16 protein-coding genes are annotated in these 16,584 nt (G+C 70.3%); 9 read left to right on the plus strand and 7 right to left on the minus strand.

The features are described 5' to 3' along the window. Positions 1-51: 51 nt before the first annotated feature. From ACZ4A5_RS20610 to ACZ4A5_RS20620, 3 genes are all read left to right on the plus strand, one after another. Positions 52-1,947: an ABC transporter ATP-binding protein gene (locus tag ACZ4A5_RS20610; protein WP_467585909.1), complete on the plus strand. Its 1,896-nt coding sequence runs from the start codon at positions 52-54 to the stop codon at positions 1,945-1,947. Between the two features lie 684 nt (positions 1,948-2,631). Continuing rightward, on the plus strand, positions 2,632-3,408 hold the full coding sequence (locus ACZ4A5_RS20615) for a response regulator transcription factor (RefSeq protein WP_467585807.1): 777 nt from the start codon (positions 2,632-2,634) through the stop codon (positions 3,406-3,408). Between the two features lie 24 nt (positions 3,409-3,432). Further along, positions 3,433-4,458 (plus strand): LacI family DNA-binding transcriptional regulator, encoded by a 1,026-nt coding sequence (locus ACZ4A5_RS20620; RefSeq protein WP_366008233.1) that lies wholly within the window; start codon positions 3,433-3,435, stop codon positions 4,456-4,458. 6 nt (positions 4,459-4,464) lie between these two features. Here the strand turns inward: ACZ4A5_RS20620 and ACZ4A5_RS20625 are convergent, their stop codons facing one another. Further along, positions 4,465-4,647 carry a DUF397 domain-containing protein gene (locus tag ACZ4A5_RS20625; RefSeq protein WP_467585812.1) on the minus strand — a complete coding sequence of 61 codons (183 nt, stop codon included), beginning with the start codon at positions 4,645-4,647 and terminating at the stop codon, positions 4,465-4,467. Between the two features lie 12 nt (positions 4,648-4,659). Next, positions 4,660-5,511: a helix-turn-helix domain-containing protein gene (locus ACZ4A5_RS20630; protein ID WP_467585817.1), complete on the minus strand. Its 852-nt coding sequence runs from the start codon at positions 5,509-5,511 to the stop codon at positions 4,660-4,662. A gap of 208 nt (positions 5,512-5,719) precedes the next feature. Here ACZ4A5_RS20630 and ACZ4A5_RS20635 point away from each other — a divergent pair, with 208 nt between their 5' ends. Both ACZ4A5_RS20635 and cspE read left to right on the plus strand, forming a co-directional pair. After that, a complete protein-coding gene (locus ACZ4A5_RS20635; protein ID WP_467585821.1) occupies positions 5,720-6,223 on the plus strand; it encodes an ATP-binding protein in 504 nt (167 codons plus the stop codon). Between the two features lie 38 nt (positions 6,224-6,261). After that, positions 6,262-6,471, plus strand: a complete 210-nt coding sequence (cspE, locus tag ACZ4A5_RS20640) for a transcription antiterminator/RNA stability regulator CspE (RefSeq protein ID WP_467585824.1) — start codon at positions 6,262-6,264, stop codon at positions 6,469-6,471. A gap of 156 nt (positions 6,472-6,627) precedes the next feature. Here the strand turns inward: cspE and ACZ4A5_RS20645 are convergent, their stop codons facing one another. The 4 genes from ACZ4A5_RS20645 to ACZ4A5_RS20660 all read right to left on the minus strand — a co-directional run bounded on the left by ACZ4A5_RS20645 (position 6,628) and on the right by ACZ4A5_RS20660 (position 10,864). After that, positions 6,628-7,452, minus strand: coding sequence for a class I SAM-dependent methyltransferase (locus ACZ4A5_RS20645; protein WP_467585827.1), 825 nt, complete (start codon positions 7,450-7,452; stop codon positions 6,628-6,630). Between the two features lie 41 nt (positions 7,453-7,493). Further along, positions 7,494-8,876: a sensor histidine kinase gene (locus ACZ4A5_RS20650; RefSeq protein ID WP_467585830.1), complete on the minus strand. Its 1,383-nt coding sequence runs from the start codon at positions 8,874-8,876 to the stop codon at positions 7,494-7,496. Then, positions 8,873-9,607 (minus strand): response regulator transcription factor, encoded by a 735-nt coding sequence (locus tag ACZ4A5_RS20655; RefSeq protein WP_398868211.1) that lies wholly within the window; start codon positions 9,605-9,607, stop codon positions 8,873-8,875. The genes ACZ4A5_RS20650 and ACZ4A5_RS20655 overlap by 4 nt, the downstream gene beginning before the upstream one ends. 90 nt (positions 9,608-9,697) lie before the next feature. Next, positions 9,698-10,864 (minus strand): S1C family serine protease, encoded by a 1,167-nt coding sequence (locus ACZ4A5_RS20660; RefSeq protein WP_467585834.1) that lies wholly within the window; start codon positions 10,862-10,864, stop codon positions 9,698-9,700. A gap of 38 nt (positions 10,865-10,902) precedes the next feature. On the opposite strand from ACZ4A5_RS20660, the gene ACZ4A5_RS20665 reads away from it, so the two are divergent. Beyond that, entirely contained in the window at positions 10,903-11,325 is a 423-nt protein-coding gene (locus ACZ4A5_RS20665) for a DUF1876 domain-containing protein (protein ID WP_467585837.1), read from the plus strand. Between the two features lie 257 nt (positions 11,326-11,582). Here the strand turns inward: ACZ4A5_RS20665 and ACZ4A5_RS20670 are convergent, their stop codons facing one another. Continuing rightward, on the minus strand, positions 11,583-13,376 hold the full coding sequence (locus ACZ4A5_RS20670; RefSeq protein ID WP_467585840.1) for a bifunctional metallophosphatase/5'-nucleotidase: 1,794 nt from the start codon (positions 13,374-13,376) through the stop codon (positions 11,583-11,585). Between the two features lie 128 nt (positions 13,377-13,504). On the opposite strand from ACZ4A5_RS20670, the gene mshD reads away from it, so the two are divergent. The 3 genes from mshD to ACZ4A5_RS20685 all read left to right on the plus strand — a co-directional run bounded on the left by mshD (position 13,505) and on the right by ACZ4A5_RS20685 (position 16,074). After that, on the plus strand, positions 13,505-14,428 hold the full coding sequence (gene mshD, locus ACZ4A5_RS20675) for a mycothiol synthase (RefSeq protein WP_467585843.1): 924 nt from the start codon (positions 13,505-13,507) through the stop codon (positions 14,426-14,428). A gap of 318 nt (positions 14,429-14,746) precedes the next feature. Then, on the plus strand, positions 14,747-15,133 hold the full coding sequence (locus ACZ4A5_RS20680; protein ID WP_398868295.1) for a GntR family transcriptional regulator: 387 nt from the start codon (positions 14,747-14,749) through the stop codon (positions 15,131-15,133). Next, the gene (locus ACZ4A5_RS20685) at positions 15,130-16,074 is read left to right on the plus strand and encodes an ABC transporter ATP-binding protein (RefSeq protein WP_467585845.1); all 945 of its coding nucleotides are present in this window, start codon (positions 15,130-15,132) and stop codon (positions 16,072-16,074) included. The genes ACZ4A5_RS20680 and ACZ4A5_RS20685 overlap by 4 nt, the downstream gene beginning before the upstream one ends. Positions 16,075-16,584 lie beyond the last annotated feature (510 nt).

Raw genomic sequence — 16,584 nt, forward strand, 5'->3', positions numbered from 1 at the left:
GGCGGGACGCCGCGCAGAGGCCCCGCCCCGGCGGCCGGCATAGGCCGCTTCATGGGCGGCCAGCCCACCGAGAAGTCCATGGACTTCGCGGGCTCCAGCAAGCGGCTGCTGGCCGTGCTCCGGCCCGAGCGGGCCCTGATCACCGTGGCCCTGCTGCTCACCCTGGGCAGCGTCACGCTGTCCGTGCTCGGCCCCAAGATCCTCGGCCGGGCCACCGACCTGATCTTCGCCGGCGTCGTCGGCCGGGGCTTCCCCGAGCACGTGACCAAGGCCCAGGCCATCGACGCCATGCGGCAGAAGGGCGACGGCAAGGTCGCCGACCTGCTCTCCTCCGTCGACTTCACCCCCGGCAAGGGCATCGACTTCGACGCCGTCGGCAACGTCCTGCTCTGGGTGCTGCTGATCTACGTCGCCGCCTCCGTCTTCGCGCTCGTCCAGGCCCGCATCGCCACCGTCGTCGTCCAGCGCTCGGTCTTCCGGCTGCGCCAGCAGGTCGAGGACAAGCTGGGCCGGCTGCCGCTGAGCTACTTCGACAAGCAGCAGCGCGGCGAGGTCCTCTCCCGGGCCACCAACGACATCGACAACATCCAGCAGACCTTCCAGCAGACCCTGAGCCAGATCGTCACCTCCGTGCTCACCATCGTCGGCGTGCTGGCGATGATGTTCTGGATCTCCTGGCTGCTGGCCCTGATCGCGCTGGTCACCGTCCCGGTCTCCGTGATCGTCGCGACCCGCATCGGCAAGCGGGCGCAGCCGCAGTTCGTCGCGCAGTGGAAGAGCACGGGCAAGCTCAACGCCCACATCGAGGAGATGTACACCGGCCACTCCCTGGTCAAGGTCTTCGGCCGGCAGAAGGAGTCCGCCGAGACCTTCCGCAAGGAGAACGAGGACCTCTACGCGGCCGGCTTCAAGGCGCAGTTCATCTCCGGGATCATCCAGCCCGCGATGATGTTCATCGGCAACATCAACTACGTGCTCGTCGCCGTCGTCGGCGGCCTGCGCGTCGCCTCCGGCTCGCTGTCCATCGGTGACGTCCAGGCGTTCATCCAGTACTCCCGGCAGTTCAGCCAGCCGCTCACCCAGGTCGCCTCCATGGCCAACCTCGTGCAGTCCGGCGTCGCCTCCGCCGAGCGCGTCTTCGAACTGCTCGACGCCGAGGAGCAGTCCGCCGACGCGGCCGCCCCGGCGGAGCCGCGCCCGGTGCGCGGTGAGGTCGCCTTCGAGGAGGTCTCCTTCCGCTACGAGGCCGACAAGCCGCTCATCGACGGCCTCTCCCTGACCGTGAGCCCCGGCCAGACGGTCGCCATCGTCGGCCCCACCGGCGCGGGCAAGACCACCCTGGTCAATCTGCTCATGCGGTTCTACGAGGTGAGCGGCGGCCGCATCACCCTCGACGGCGCCGACATCGCCGCCATGCCGCGCGAGGAGCTGCGCTCCCACATCGGCATGGTCCTCCAGGACACCTGGCTCTTCGGCGGCACCATCGCCGAGAACATCGCCTACGGTGCCGAGGGCGCCTCCATGGAGAAGATCGTCGAGGCCGCGAAGGCCACCCACGTCGACCGCTTCGTCCGCACCCTCCCCGACGGCTACGACACCGTCATCGACGAGGAGGGCTCCAACGTCAGCGTCGGCGAGAAGCAGCTCATCACCATCGCCCGCGCGTTCCTCGCCGAGCCGGAGATCCTCGTCCTCGACGAGGCCACCAGCTCCGTCGACACCCGCACGGAGGTGCTGATCCAGCACGCGATGGCCCAGCTGCGGACGGGCCGCACGAGCTTCGTGATCGCCCACCGGCTCTCCACGATCCGGGACGCGGACGTGATCCTGGTGATGGAGTCGGGGCACATCGTGGAGCAGGGGACGCACGAGTCTCTGCTGGAGGCGGATGGGGCGTATGCGCGGCTTTATGCGGCGCAGTTCGCGGAGGCGGTTGCGGGGGGCTGAGCGGGTTTCTTCTGCGGGTGCGTTGCCGCCTGCGGCGGGAGCGCCCTTCGGGCGCGGCCTCAAGCGCCGGCCGGGCTTGGGTTGTGGCGGGTGCCGGGGGCGACATCCGGGTTGTATTTCAGCCCGTCCGGCGTTTGAGGACGCGGCCGCAGGCCGCTCCCGCCGCAGGCGGCAACGGACCGGCAGTCGGGGGTCTGGGGCACGCGCCCCCCACGCGGCGTAGCCGCACATCAGATACAGCCGGGAAGGGGCGGGACTGGGGAAGAAAGCCCGCCGAAGCGCCACGCGCCCCCATGCCTCAACGCGCCCCCCATGCCGCCACGTCAAGCCCCACCCCCCACGACCACCCGAAGTGACCGACGAAACACAAGGTCATGCAAAATCGTCCGGCCACCGCAAAGCCCCGTGGGCTATCCTGCTGCGCAGAGAGGATCCGGGCAGAGCAGCCCCCGGGTCCTTTTGTGCATTCAGACGCGCTCCCGCGCGGATGAGCGCAAGCGCGCTCCAGGGCGCGCACCCCGAAGACTGCCAGCACAAAACCGTACGAAGCAGAGCCGCACACTCCCCCAGTGCGTCAGCCTGGGTGGTATCCCCTTTGCAGGGACCGAGGAGGACCGACGTCATGGGCGAGCGAAGCGCGCGCGACACCCGGAAACGTACGACGACCCCGACAGGGGGCGGCCGATGAGCTCTCTGCTGCTCCTTACCAACGCCCTCCAGCCGTCGACGGAGGTGCTGCCCGCCCTGGGCCTGCTCCTGCACAGCGTGCGGGTGGCCCCGGCCGAGGGGCCGGCGCTGGTGGACACCCCCGGGGCCGACGTCATACTGATCGACGGCCGCCGCGACCTTCCGCACGTACGCAGCCTCTGCCAGCTGCTGCGTTCCACCGGCCCCGGCTGCCCGCTGATCCTCGTGGTCACCGAGGGCGGCCTGGCCGCCGTCACCGCGGACTGGGGCGTCGACGACGTCCTGCTGGACACCGCGGGGCCCGCCGAGGTCGAGGCGCGGCTGCGGCTCGCGATGGGCCGCCAGCAGATCTCCATGGACGACAGCCCGATGGAGATCCGCACCGGCGACCTCTCCGTGGACGAGGCCACCTACAGCGCCAAGCTCAAGGGGCGGGTGCTGGATCTGACCTTCAAGGAGTTCGAGCTCCTGAAGTATCTCGCCCAGCACCCCGGCCGGGTCTTCACCCGGGCCCAGCTGCTCCAGGAGGTCTGGGGCTACGACTACTTCGGCGGCACCCGGACGGTGGACGTCCACGTGCGACGGCTGCGCGCCAAGCTCGGGCCCGAGCACGAGTCCCTGATCGGAACCGTCCGGAATGTCGGGTATCGCTTCGTGCTCCCCGAGAAGCCGGAGAAGGCCGCCGAGCGCCCCGACGACCGCAAGCCGGAGGACGGGGCCGCGATAGAGTCCACGGCCCCCGAATCCCAGGGTGCTCGACCGGCCAAACGCTAGGTGGACCCGCGTAGACTGCCGCGCGTGGCCAAGGTGACGCGGGACGATGTGGCGAGACTGGCGGGGACGTCGACCGCGGTGGTCAGCTATGTCATCAACAACGGTCCGAGGCCCGTGGCCCCGGCCACGCGCGAGCGTGTCCTCGCCGCGATCAAGGAGCTCGGCTACCGCCCCGACCGGGTCGCCCAGGCCATGGCCTCGCGACGGACGGATCTCATAGGTCTGATCGTCCCGGACGCCCGGCAGCCGTTCTTCGCGGAGATGGCACACGCCGTCGAGCAGGCGGCGGCCGAGCGCGGGAAGATGGTCCTCGTCGGGAACTCCGACTATCTCGACGAGCGCGAAGTGCACTATCTGCGCGCGTTCCTGGGCATGCGGGTCTCCGGCCTGATCCTGATCAGCCAGGGGCCCAGCGAGCACGCCGCCGCCGAGATCGACGCCTGGGACGCCCGGGTGGTCCTGATGCACCGGCGCCCCGACGCGATCGACGACGTGGCCGTCGTGACGGATGACGTCGGCGGCGCGCAGCTCGCCACCCGGCACCTCCTGGAGCACGGCCATCCGTACGTCGCCTGCCTCGGCGGTACGGAGGAGACGCCCACCGTCGGCGACCCCGTCACCGACCACGTCGAGGGCTGGCGCCGGGCCATGCGGGAGGCCGGGAAGTCCCTGGAGGGCCGGCTCTTCCAGGCTCCCTACAACCGCTACGACGCCTATCAGGTCGCCCTGAAGCTGCTCTCCGGCCCGGACCGGCCGCCCGCGCTCCTCTGTGCCACGGACGACCAGGCCATCGGTGTCCTGCGCGCCGCGCGCGAGCTCCGCATCGACGTGCCGCGCGACCTGGCTGTGGCGGGCTTCGACGACGTCAAGGAGGCGGCCCTGACGGACCCGCCCCTGACGACCGTCGCCTCCGACCGCATCGCCATGGCGCGCGCGGCGGTGGACTTGGTGCTCGACGACGGCCTCCGCGTGGCCGGCTCGCGCCGGGAGCGGCTCAAGCAGTTCCCTTCGGCGCTGGTGGTCCGCCGGTCCTGCGGCTGCGGCGGCTGAGGCCGGTCAACGGATCTGTCCCTTGAGCATCCGGATGAGGGTGCGGAATTGGGTGACGGTGAGGGTGAGGACGGTGCCGGGGTTTTCGCTCTCGCGGAGGAGGAGGGTTCCTTGCGGGGCCGCGGATATCTCCAGGCAGTTCGAAGAGGTCGCGCTGTAGGAGGATTTCTGCCAGTGGTAAGCGGACACGCTTCCGTCCCTTCAGATGGTGCGCGCGATGCTGTCGATGAATTCCCTTGATTTGGTCGGCTCCAGAGCGATGGATTCCATTGCGTCCATGATCGCCCGGTAATTGACCAACTCCGCCTCGGAGTCCAGGAAGTGGATGCCGCGCACTACGTCAAGCTGAACGGTATCGAGCCCAGGGACGGCACCGAGGACGAGGTCAGCGGATTGTCCCGCTCCTGGAAAAATGCCGAGGCTGAATGGGATCACTCGGATCGTCACGTTGTCCAGCTCGCTCATCTCGATGAGATGGCGGAGCTGTGCGCGGACCGTTGCAGGTCCACCGAACTGCATCCGCAGCGCGGCTTCATGGATGACAGCCGAATACGGGATCCGGTGGTCGCCGTGGAGGATCGCCTGCCTCTTCATCCGGTGAGACAAGCGATGTTCCACTTCGTACGCCCGCATGGGCGGCATGGCGTCCCGCATCACTGCGCGGGTGTACTCGTGGGTCTGGAGCAGTGCCGGAATGTGGATGACCAAGGCCACACGCAAGCCTGTCGCGTGATGCTCGAGCTCGGCCAAGTCTGCGAAGCAGGCGGGTAGATGTTCGCGGTATTCGTCCCACCAGCCTCGGGTGCGGCCGCCGGTCATGCCTGCCAAGGCGTCGATCAGCTCGTGGTCCGGGCAGCTGTAGGTGCGGGCCATGGTCCGCACGCGGTCGGCTCCCACTGGATACCGACCGGCCTCGATGTTGCTGATCCGCGACTGGTTGACGCCAAGACCAGCCGCCGCAGCCGTCGTGGACAGCCCCGCTCGCTCGCGAAGCTTCCTCAGCTCCGCTCCCAAGCGCTGCTGGCGCAGAGTGGGGCTACTTGACGATCCCATTGCTGCTCTCCTGACTCAAGCGTCACCCACACGGGGTCAGTTGGCCCTTATTTCGCTGGACGAGTGGAATATAGGCCATCGCCGAGGCTAGCTTGTGACCCAAGCCACCAACCGGCCCGCCGCGGAAGCGGAAGCGCACCGCCGTGCCCGAAAGCACGCGGCAAGACACCGTGCGGCAATCGCCAACCACCTCCTCCAAGGAGCCGTCATGGCAACCGTATCCCCGGAGAACCCCTGGTCGTACACGCTCAACCTGCCGAACGACCCCCGCTCCGCGTGGATCGCCCGCATCACCCTGCGCGGCGTGCTCAGCAGTCACGAGCTCAACGAACTCCGGGACGACGCCGAGCTGTTGACCTCGGAGCTCGTCACCAACGCGTACCGCTACTCCGACGGCGCCGTCGAGCTGCGGATCCGTGAACTCGCCACCCCCGGCATCCGCATCAGCGTGTGGGACACCAACCCCGAAGTGCCCGAGCCGTTCGAGCAGCCAGTGCTGCGTCCCGTCGAGCCCCGGCGCACCGACACGACGTACGGCAGGGGGCTGTTGATCGTCCGGCGCTGCGCGGACAACTGGGGGAGCACCTCCTATGGGCACCGCTGGTACGGGACGGGGTTCCGTGGGAAGTGGCTGTGGTGCGAACTCGGGGCGAAGCGGGGTGCCGAAAGCGCCGGTCGGGCCAAAGTGACCCCTCTTGTCAGTGGCACGTGAGACGGTGATCTCCAGTCCGCCGACAGTGAGGATCCGTAATGGCGAAGCTCAAGGGTCAGGTCAAGTGGTTCAACGAGTCGAAGGGTTTCGGCTTCATCAGCCCGGCGGACGGGAGCAAGGATGTGTTCGTCCATTTCTCCGCGATTCAGGGCAACGGCTTCAAGACGCTGGCCGAGGGGCAGGATGTGGAGTTCGAGATCCAGGACGGCCAGAAGGGCCCGTCGGCGGTGAACGTGGTAGCGGTCTGAGAAGTCAGCGTGGCGTGGTCGTCGTGATCGTGTGCCCATTGCATGTCGGCAAGCTAGGCGGATCACGACGACCCATCCGCACGACGCTCGGCAAGTGCCCCTGACTGCACGCGAATTGGTGGCGATCCGGCCGGGTGTTCGAGACGAACCGGCTGCTCAGACCCGCTTCGCGTGGAAGATGCCCCACACGATGAGCCCCTTGCGGCAGGCCGCCGCCACCTGGGGCAGGCTCCGGCGCAGGCCGTCGAGGTAGGCGGCGTCGACGGAGGCCGCGAGGGTGGGGGAGGGGGAGAGGACCTCCTCGGTGAGGCGGTCGTAGTGGGTCTGGAGGTGGTCGCTCAGATCCTCGAACGTCACATCGGCCAGCGGCAGCTCACGCAGCTGGTCCTGGTAGAAGCCGAGAGTGGCGAACTCCTCGATGGCCAGCCGCTCGGTGAGCGGGCGCAGTTCCTCGGCGGGGGCGTCCACGGCGGCCATGAAGTCGGTGAAGACGAGCTGCCCGCCGGGCCCGAGGAGGCGCACGGCCTCGCGCAGCGCGGTGGGGCGGTCGCCGCTGTGGCACAGGGCGTCCTGCGACCAGACGACGTCGAACGAGCCGTCGGGCGCGGGGACGTCGTGGAAGGAGCCGGTCACGACGTCGATCAGGCCGTCGAGCCCGCGCGCGAGGTTGAGCTCGCGGTTCCGGCGGTTCTGCACCTCGCTGATGTTGAGCGCGGTGACGCGACAGCCGTACGTCTCGGCGAGCTGCCGGGCGGCGCCGCCGTAACCGGAGCCCATGTCCAGGACGGTGCTGCCGGACCCGAGCGTGCCGGCCGTCTTCGCGGCCATCCGCTCGACGGTCCGGCGGGCCGCCACGGCCACCGCTTCGTGCGCGTTGTCGTAGATCCCGACGTGGATGTTCTCGCCGCCCCACGCCTGCGCGTAGAAGCCGTCGACGTCACTGGTGTCGTAATACGTACGTGCCACATTGTCCTCAGCCATGGCGCATACCTAGGCAATACGCGCCCGGCGCAAACCCCCCGTCAGAGACCGGGCGGCGCCACCGGTGCGCCCGGCAGCCGTACGGACGCCACCGCGCCACCGCCTTCCGCCGGGCCGAGGGACACCTCGCCGCCGGCCTGGCGGACCGTGCGGGCCACGATCGAGAGGCCCAGGCCGCTGCCGGGGAGGCTGCGGGCCGAGGGGGAGCGCCAGAAGCGCTCGAAGACATGCGGGAGTTCATCGGCGGGGATGCCGGGGCCGTGGTCGCGCACGGTCAGCTCGCCGCCGGTCAGGGTGACCTCGACCGTGCCGCCGGGCGGGCTGAACTTCACCGCGTTGTCCAGGAGGTTGACCAGGGCACGCTCCATGGCGGCCGGTTCGGCCCGTACGAACCAGGGGTCCATCCGCACCGCGAACCTCAGACCCGAGCCGCGCAGCCGGGCCCGCTCCACCGCGCGCCCGACCGCCTCGTGGAGGGCTATCACCTGCACCGGGCCGCCGTCCGGCGCGGCGTCCGGGCGGGAGAGCTCCTGGAGGTCGCCGATCAGCGCCGCGAGCTCGGTCATCTGCGCCTTGACGGAGGCGAGGAGCGCCTTGCGGTCCTCCGGGGGGATCGCCCGGCCGGTCTCCTCGCTCCGCACGAGCAGGTCGATGTTGGTGCGCAGCGACGTCAGCGGCGTCCGCAGCTCGTGCCCGGCGTCCGCGATCAGTTGCTGCTGGCGGTCGCGGGAGGAGGCGAGGGCGGCCGTCATGGAGTTGAAGGAGCGGGACAGCCGGGCGATCTCGTCCTCGCCTTCGACGGGGATGCGCACGGCGAGATCCTCCGTGCGGGCGATGTGCTCGACCGTGTCCGTCAGCCGGTCCACGGGCCGCAGGCCGGCGCGGGCGATGCCCAGGCCCGCGGTGGCGGCGCCGAGGACGCCGACCCCGGCGGTGAAGGCGAGGACGAGCGCGAGCTTGTTGAGCGGCTTGTCGATGTCGCTCAAGGGCTGGGCGATCGAGACCGCGTAGACGCCGGGCACGGTGCTCGACGAGGTGGCGACCCGCATCTCCTGGCCGTTCTTCGCCCGCCCGTCGTGCAGCACCGGATCCGGGCCGTTCTGCCCGACGGCCAGATCCTCCGGGGAGACCTCGACGGGTGACTTCCCGGGCGTCGTGCAGATCGCGCCCCGCGTCGTGATGATCTGGAAGGTGTACTGGCTGGGGGTCGCCCGCTGCCCGGCGCCGCACGTGCGCTGGAGGTCGACGACGGTCTCGTCCGTCGGCCGGACGTTGGTCAGGGTGGTGTCCCGCTGCTGTTCGAGCTGCTGCTTGAGGACCACCCAGGACACCCCCGCGACCGCCGCGACCGCGACGGCGACCGCCGCCGCCGAGAGCAGCGCGAGCCGTGAGCGCAGGGGCAGCCGACGGAAACGGCCGATCATTCGGACCCGCCGCCGTCCGCCCGCAGGACATATCCGACGCCCCGCACCGTGTGGACGAGCCGCGGCTCGCCACCGGCCTCCGTCTTGCGGCGCAGATACATCACATACACATCAAGGGAGTTGGAGGACGGCTCGAACTCGAAGCCCCAGACCGACTTCAGGATCTGCTCCCGGGTGAGGACCTGCCGCGGGTGCGCGAGGAACAGCTCCAGCAGCGTGAACTCCGTGCGGGTCAGCTCGACCGGCCGGTCGCCGCGGGTCACCTCGCGCGTGGTGAGGTCCATGTGGAGATCGGCGAAGGCGAGCGTGTGGGAGACCGCCTCCACGGCCGCCGCCGCGTAGGAGCTGCGGCGCAGCAGGGCGCGGATCCGGGCCAGCAGCTCGTCCAGCTCGAAGGGCTTGACCAGATAGTCGTCCGCCCCGGCGTCGAGGCCGGTGACGCGGTCGCCGACGGTGTCCCGGGCGGTGAGCATCAGGATGGGCACGGTGACCCCGGAGGCGCGCAGCCGGCGGGCGGCGGTCAGGCCGTCCATCCGGGGCATCAGCACATCGAGCACGATCAGCTCCGGGTCGTACGCCGTGACCTTCTCCAGCGCGTCGAGCCCGTCGACGGCCAGCTCCGTGCCGTACCCCTCGAAGGCGAGACTGCGGCGCAGTGCCTCGCGGACGGCGGGCTCGTCGTCCACGATCAGGATGCGGGCGGGCTGGTCGCCGTGCTCGGCGGGGCTCATCGGCTTACCTCACGGGTCTACGGGTGGCGTCTCCTGTCCCTCTCAGCGTCGCACGCCGGGCGGGGGCGGGTTTCCTGCCCTGTGGATAACTCAGCTGCCGCCCGCCCGGAGCTTCGCCAGGTCGGCCTTGACGGTGTTGATCGGGATCGCGAAGCCGAGGCCGACGCTGCCCGCGGAGTCGCCCTGGCCGGCCGAGGAAGCGGAGGAGTACATCGCGGAGTTGATGCCGATGATCTCGCCGCTCATGTTGATGAGCGCGCCGCCGGAGTTGCCGGGGTTGAGCGAGGCGTCCGTCTGGATGGCCTTGTAGGTGGTCTTGGAGGAGCCGGTGTCGCCGTTGTACTGGTTGCCGCCGAACTCGAACGGCCACTGCGGGAAGCCGCCGCGCCCCTGCCGCTGCCCCTGGTCCTGGCCCTGCTCCTTGGCGACCGTGACGTCGCGGTTGAGGGCGGAGACGATGCCGCTGGTCACCGTGCCGGTGAGGCCCTCGGGGGAGCCGATCGCGACGACGTCGTCACCGACCCGGATCTTGCCGGAGTCGCCCAGGGTCGCCGCCTTGAGGCCGCTCGCGCCGTCCACCTTGATCAGGGCGAGGTCCTTGTCGGGGTCCGTGCCGACGACCTTGGCGGTCTTGCTGCTGCCGTCGCTGAAGGAGACCTTCACGCTGTCGGCACCGGCGACCACGTGGTTGTTGGTGACGATCTCGCCGCCGCTCGTGACGATCACGCCGGAGCCGGTGGACTCGCCGGAGGTGGTCTGCGCCTTGATCTCCACGATGCTCGGGCTGACCGCCTTGGCCACGGCGGAGACGCCGCTGGTCTTGGAGGACGCGTTCTGCACGGGCGTCGAGTGGCTGCTGGTGCCGGAGCGCGAGGCGAGCTCGCCGACCAGGGCGGCCGAGCCGCCGCCGACGACGGCCGCGACGAGCGCGCAGGCGGCGATGAGCGCGACGGGGCGGCGGGCGCGGGGCGAGGCGTGGGCGCTGCCGCTGCCGGGGGTGCCGTTGCCGGGGGTGCCGGGGGTGTCGAAGCCGGCGTAGCCGCCGTCGCCGGGGCCGCCTGTGCCGCCGCTGCCGTGGGCGGCGTTGCCGTGCATGGCGTTGCCGTGTGCGGCGCTGCCGTCGCCGGGCCAGACGGTGACGCCGGACGCCGTGGTGACCGGCTGCTGAGGGGCGTACGACGGCGGCGCCGGGTACGCGAAGGGCTGCTGCTGGAAGTCAGGTTCCTGTGCGCCGTTGCGGCGGTCGTTGTCCGTCATGGATATGACTGTGCTCCGGCTAGATGAAAACAGTCTGAGTGGGCTCTGAGAAGCCCGACAGAAGCGGGTATGCCCGGTGTAAGGACCGGTCGGCGACCGGATGGGTGATCTTCGGCCGCTGGGGCGGGGAGGCGGTCCCGTCGAGGGTACTGACTGGTAGCCGCGGGCGGGCGCTTCCGGCCGGCCGGGGCTTCCCGGACGACGTCGCGGAGGTAGTGATCATGCAGGTGGCCGGCTGGCACGTCGAGGTCGAGTTCGACGAGGACGAGACGCACACGCGCGCGGCTGCGCTGCTGCGGCTGCGCGACGGCACGGAGTTGAGGGGGCGGGGGCAGGCCACGCGGGATCCCCGGGATCCCGACGAGCGGCGGATCGGGGAGGAGCTTGCCGGGGGGCGGGCCTTGCTCGATATCGGGCAGCAGTTGTTGGTGAAGGCGGGGGCTGAGGTTCAGAATCTTTGAGGTGGTGGGGTGGGTGCGGGCCGGTGGCGCCTGCGGCGCTTCGTTCCCCTACCCCGCCCCTTCCCGGCTGCGTCTGATGTGCGGCTCCGCCGCGTGGGGGCCGCGCCCCAGACCCCGCAACACGCTTCGCGCGTTGTCCTCAAGCTCCCCCAGCTAACGCTGGGAGGTGCCCCCAACGGGCTGGATATGCGGACCGTAGTCGCATATCCAGCCCGTCCGTTGGTTTGAAGGCTGCCTGACCGCTAAAGGTCAGAGCGTTACTTCACCACCGTGATCCTGTCCGCCTTCGGCGGTGCCAGCGGGGTCGTCTTCGATGAGTGTGCCGTCAGGTACGCGTTGAAGACGTCGAGGTCCGACGCCCCGATGCGCGGGTTCTTGCTCTCCTTGAACGCCGGGAAGCCGTCGCCGCCGCCCGCGAGGAACGCGTTCGCCGCGACGCGGTAGGTCTTCGCCGGGTCGATCGCCGCGCCGTCGAGCTTCACCGAGGAGACGTCGACGCGGGCCGCGCCCTTCTTCGTCATGTCGAGGGTGTAGGTGAGGCCCTTGCTGACCTGGAGGATGATCGGCTCGGCCTCGTTCACGCCGCTGACCTGCTGCTGGAGCAGGGAGATGAGCTGGGCGCCGGTGAGGTCGGCCGTGGCCATCATGTTGGTGAAGGGCTGCACGGTGAAGGACTCGCCGTAGGTGACGACGCCGTCCCCTTCCGCCCCCGACGCCTTGTAGGCGAGGTCGGAGCGGATGCCGCCGGGGTTCATGAACGCGATCTGGGCGCCGCCCTTGTCGGCCGGGGCCAGGGCCTCCAGCTGGGCGTCGGCGATGACGTCACCGAGCGGCTTCTCGTAGTCCTGCGAGCCGCGGCCGTTGATGTCGGCGGAGATGTAGCCCACCGGCTTGTTCGCCACCGGCGCGGACAGCTTCCGCCAGCGGTCGACGAGGGCCGTCATGTCCGGGGCTTTCGGCTGGTCGCGGTCCACGACGTGGTTGGCCGCGCGGGGGTGCTTCACCGGGGTGCGGACGATGTCCTTGGTCCGCCGGTCGTACGTCAGCGTGGTGTCGGTGTACAGCCGCCCGAAGGACGCCGCCGAGGTGACCGTGCGGGGCGCGCCCGACGGGTCGGGGATGGTGCAGGTGTACGCCGCGTGCGTGTGGCCGGTGACGAGGGCGTCGACCTTCGGCGTGATCTTCTTCGCGATGTCCACGATCGGGCCGGAGATCCCGGCGCCCGCGCCCGGGGTGTCGCAGTCGAAGTTGTACGCCCCGGAGGCCGGCAGGCCGCCCTCGTGGATGAGGGCGACGATCGACTTCACGCCCTGGCGGTCGAGCTCCTTGGCGTACTTGTTGATCGTCTCGACCTCGTCACCGAACTTCAGGCCCTTCACGCCTTCCGCGGTGACGACGTCCGGCGTGCCCTTGAGCGTGACGCCGATGAAGCCGATCTTCACGCCGTTGTGCTTCCACACGGTGTACGGCTTGAGGATGGGCTTGCCGGTCTTCTCGTCCGTGACGTTCGCCGCGAGGTAGGGGAAGTCGGCGCCCTGGAACTTCTTGCCCTTCTCGAAGCAGCCGTCCTTCGGGTGACAGCCGCCCTTCTGCATCCGTGTCAGCTCGGCGCGGCCCTCGTCGAACTCGTGGTTGCCGACGGAAGTGACGTCCAGCCCGAGCTTGTTCATCGCCTCGATGCTCGGCTCGTCGTGGAAGAGCCCCGAGACCAGCGGGCTGGCCCCGATCAGGTCACCGGCCGCCGCGGTCACGGAGTAGGGGTGGCCCTTGCGGGCCGTGCGCAGCGAGTTGGCGAGGTATTCCACGCCGCCCGCCGGTATGGCCTTCTTCTTGCCGTCGGGCTGCAACTCCGTGACGGTGCCCGAGGAGCCCTGCGGGGGCTCCAGGTTGCCGTGGAAGTCGTTGAAGGAGAGCAGCTGTACGTCGACCGTACGGGAGTGGTGGGCGCTCGCCGGGCCGGCCGTCGCCAGGACACCGGCGGTGGCCGCGAGTACGGCGACGGTCGTGGTCAGCCGTCTGGAGCGGCGCTTCCGTGGCGGCGTCGCGTGCATTTGTTCCCCTTTGTGCATATGCGGTTGTTACTGGTCGCCGGAAGCTTAGAGTCAACGCGCGTAGCGCGTCAGGAGGGTTGAGGTGACGATTCCGTAGCTCCTGATGGCCGAGGTCGTAGGCTCGACCCATGAGTGACGTCGTGAACAACACAGGCGGCCAGCGGTCGGTCGAGGTGACGGAGGAACTCGCGCCCGAGGTGGCGCGGGAGGTGCTGGTGCTGATCGAGGAGGCCGCCGCCGTCGACGGCCAGCCGGCCGTCTCGGAACAGGGCCGCCTCCAGCTCCACGGGCGCCGCGCGGGCGTACGGCACGTACTGCTGCGCGACGAGGAGGGCGAGCTCATCGGCTACGGCCAGCTGGAGGACAGCGACCCGGTGGAGGCGCCCGCCGGCGAGCTCGTCGTGCACCCCTCACGGCGCGGCCGTGGGCACGGGCGGGCGCTGGGCAGCGCCCTCCTCGCGGAGTCCGGCAAGCGGCTGCGCATCTGGGCCCACGGCGGCCACCCCGCCGCGCGCCACCTCGCGCAGGTGCTGGGCCTGAGCCTCTTCCGTGAGCTCCGCCAGATGCGACGTCCGCTGGCGGGTCTGGACCTTCCCGACCCTGTCCTGCCGGAGGGCGTGGTCGTGCGCACCTTCCGTCCTGGCGAGGACGACGCGGCTTGGCTCTCCCTGAACGCCGCCGCCTTCGCCCACCACCCTGAACAGGGCTCCCTCACGCAGCGGGACCTCGACGACCGCAAGGCGGCTGAGTGGTTCGACCCCGAGGGCTTCTTCCTCGCGGAGCGCGCCGGCGAGATCGTCGGCTTCCACTGGACGAAGGTCCATGCGGCGGAGGGCCTGGGCGAGGTCTATGTGCTGGGGGTCCGCCCCGGCTTCCAGGGGGGTGGCCTGGGGAAGTCACTGACGACGATCGGCCTGCGGCATCTGGAGGGGCGGGGGTTGGCTACGGCGATGCTTTATGTTGACGCGGACAATTTGGCGGCTGTGGCGGTTTATGAGGGGTTGGGGTTCGGGGTGCATGAGACGGATCTGATGTATCGGACTGAGAGCTGATCTTTGTCTGCGGGTTGTTCGTGGTTGGGGTTCGGGTGGCCTCAAGTGCCGGCCGGGCTGGTTTGTGGTGGGTGCCGGAGGTGCGCCCGTCTTTTCTTTCAGCCCGTCCGGCGATTGAGGGCAACGCGCGAAGCGTGTTGCTGGGGGCCCGGGGGTCTCCCCGGTTCCGGGAAGGGGCGGGGCTGGGGAACAAGCCCGCCGCAGGCGCCACGGACCCGCAGCCGGGGGGGCAAGCCGCCGCAGGCGGCAGCCCGCCCATTTGACACGCACCAGCCCCGTACCCCACCCTTTCACTAGTCAAATAGTGAAAGGGTGCTCGTGGTCGAGTTCCGCATCGACCGCCGCAGCGGGGTCGCCACCTACCTCCAGATCGTCCAGCAAGTGGAGCAGGCCCTCCGGCTCGGCCTCCTCGCGCCGGGCGACAAGCTGCCCACGGCCAAAGAGGTCGTCGCGGCCACGGCCATCAACCCCAACACCGTGCTGAAGGCCTACCGCGAGCTCACCCGCGACGGCCTCGTCGAGGCGCGCCCCGGGCTCGGGACGTTCGTACGGCGGTCGCTCGCCCGCCCGCAGGCCGGTGCCGATTCGCCGCTGCGCGCGGAGCTCGCCGAGTGGATGGAGCGCGCCCGCGCGGCCGGGCTCGCCCGGGAGGACGTCGCCGCGCTGGTCGGCTCCGTCCTGGAAGAGCGCTTCGAGGCCCCATGACCGACTTCACCTTCCGTCCCGGCCTGACCGCCCTGGAAGCGGTCGGGCTCGGGCTGAGACACCGGCGCGGCTGGGCGCTGCGCGACTGTTCCTTCCGGCTGCCCGCGGGCCGCGTCTGCGCGCTGGTCGGGCCCAACGGCGCGGGCAAGTCCACGCTGCTGTCCCTGGCCGCCGGGCTGCGCAGGCCCACCGAGGGTTCGCTGACCGTCCTCGGCGGCGGCCCCGGCGAGGAAGGGGTGCGGCCCCGCGTCGCGTACCTCTCCCAGGACAAGCCGCTCTATCCCCGCTTCACCGTCGCCGAGACCCTCCGCATGGGCCGCGAGCTCAACCCCGTCAGCTGGGACCAGGCCACCGCCGAGGCGCTCCTGGCGGACGACGGCCCGCCGATGGGCGCCCGCGTCGCCGACCTCTCCGGCGGCCAGCGCACCCGCGTCGCCCTGGCCCTCGCTCTGGGCAAGCGGCCCGAACTGCTGCTCCTGGACGAGCCGATGGCCGACCTCGACCCTCTCTCACGCCATCGCACGACCACCGCCCTGATGACGGCCGCCGCCGAACGTTCCGTGACGGTCGTCATGGCTTCGCACGTCCTCGCCGAGCTCGACGGGATCTGTGACTACCTGCTGCTGATCGCGGACGGGCGGGTGCGGCTGGCGGGCGAGGTCGAGGATCTGGTGGCGGCTCATTCGGTGCTTGTGGGGCGGTGCGAGGGTTCTGACGATCCGTTCGCCGCGCATACGGTGGTGGAGGCGCGGCGGACGGGTCGTCAACTGACCGCTCTCATCCGGCCGGAGGGTCGTCCGGTCCTCGGCTCTTGGCAGAGTGCGGAGCCGTCTCTGGAGGAACTTCTCCTGGCTCATCTTCGCTCGCCTGGGGTGCCTTCGCTTTTGACGCCCAGTGCGGAGCCGCGGGGCGGGTCTTTCCCCTGCCCCGCCCCTTCCTGATCGCACCTAAGCCTGCGGGCCGGTCGCCGCCTGCGGCGGGCTTTTTCCCCAGCCCCGCCCCTTCCCGGCTGCGGGCCGGTTCGCCGCCTGCGGCGGGAGCGGCCTGCGGCCGCGTCCTCAAACGCCGGACGGGCTGTTTGTTCCCCAGCCCCGCCCCTTCCCGAAACTGGGGGCAAGCTCCCAGACCCCCAGCAACGCGCTTCGCGCGTTGTCCTCAATCGCCGGACGGGCTGATTGGGAACCCTGAAGTGGATACGTCCCGCACGTGCTCTCCGGTGGGAGGGGGTGGGGCTGGAGGGTGGGGTTCTGGAACGCGGTGCGTCGGTACGGCACTCCATACGAAGCACGGTGCCCGCACCGCGTTCCAGGTCCTCAGCCCGGAAGTCCCACCCCCGGCACCCACCACAACCCCAGCCCGGCCGGCGCTTGAGGCCACCCGAACCGCAAGGCGCAAGCAACCCGCACCCGACAAACGACCCGCCCCCACCACCCCGCCACAAGCCAGCGCCA

It is taken from the genome of Streptomyces sp. NPDC025618 (assembly GCF_055558795.1).